This window comes from Pseudomonas sp. NPDC088885 (assembly GCF_044750025.1).
Taxonomy (GTDB): Bacteria; Pseudomonadota; Gammaproteobacteria; order Pseudomonadales; family Pseudomonadaceae; genus Aquipseudomonas; species Aquipseudomonas rustica.
On record NZ_JBIVJB010000261.1, the window covers coordinates 1 to 1,115 of the forward strand.

General features: G+C 57.5%; 1 protein-coding gene. It reads left to right on the plus strand.

The annotated features are described in order from the left end of the window. Positions 1 to 1,115 (plus strand): sigma-70 family RNA polymerase sigma factor (locus tag ACIP1X_RS29090; RefSeq protein WP_400756003.1); only part of this gene is annotated, 1,115 nt, incomplete at both ends.

Genomic DNA, 1,115 nt, shown 5'->3' on the forward strand with positions numbered 1-1,115 from the left:
CGACGCCGATACCGACGAGGCCGCTGCGGAAGAAGCAGCCGCCGCGTTGGCAGCGGTGGAGACTGATATCGGTCGCACCACTGACCCGGTGCGCATGTACATGCGTGAAATGGGTACGGTCGAGCTTCTGACTCGTGAAGGCGAAATTGAAATCGCCAAACGAATCGAAGAAGGCATCCGTGAAGTGATGAGCGCAATCGCGCACTTCCCTGGCACGGTTGACCATATTCTCTCCGAGTACACTCGTGTGACCACCGAAGGTGGCCGCCTGTCCGACGTCCTGAGCGGTTATATCGACCCGGACGACGGCATTGCGCCGCCTGCCGAGGTACCGCCGCCTGTCGAAGCGAAAGTCGCGAAAGCCGACGACGAAACCGACGACGAAGAAGCCGAATCTTCCGATGACGAAGAAGAAGCCGAAAGCGGTCCGGATCCGGTTATCGCCGCCCAGCGTTTTGGCGCGGTCGCCGACCAGATGGAAATCACCCGCAAGGCCCTGAAAAAGCACGGTCGCAGCAACAAGGCAACGATTGCCGAATTGCTGGCGCTGGCCGAGCTGTTCATGCCGATCAAACTGGTACCGAAGCAATTCGAAGGTTTGGTTGAACGTGTTCGCGGTGCCCTTGATCGTCTGCGTCAGCAAGAGCGCGCGATCATGCAACTGTGTGTACGTGATGCACGTATGCCACGCGCTGATTTCCTGCGTCAGTTCCCGGGTAACGAAGTCGACGAAAGCTGGTCCGACGCCCTGGCTAAAGGCAAGAGCAAGTACGCCGAAGCCATTGGTCGCGTACAGCCGGACATCATTCGTTGCCAGCAGAAACTGATCGCGCTGGAAACCGAAACCGGTCTGACCATCGCAGAAATCAAGGACATCAACCGTCGCATGTCGATCGGTGAGGCCAAGGCCCGCCGCGCTAAGAAAGAGATGGTTGAAGCCAACTTGCGTCTGGTGATTTCGATCGCCAAGAAGTACACCAACCGTGGCCTGCAATTCCTCGATCTGATCCAGGAAGGCAACATCGGCTTGATGAAAGCGGTAGACAAGTTCGAATACCGTCGTGGTTACAAGTTCTCGACTTATGCCACCTGGTGGATCCGTCAGGCTATCACCC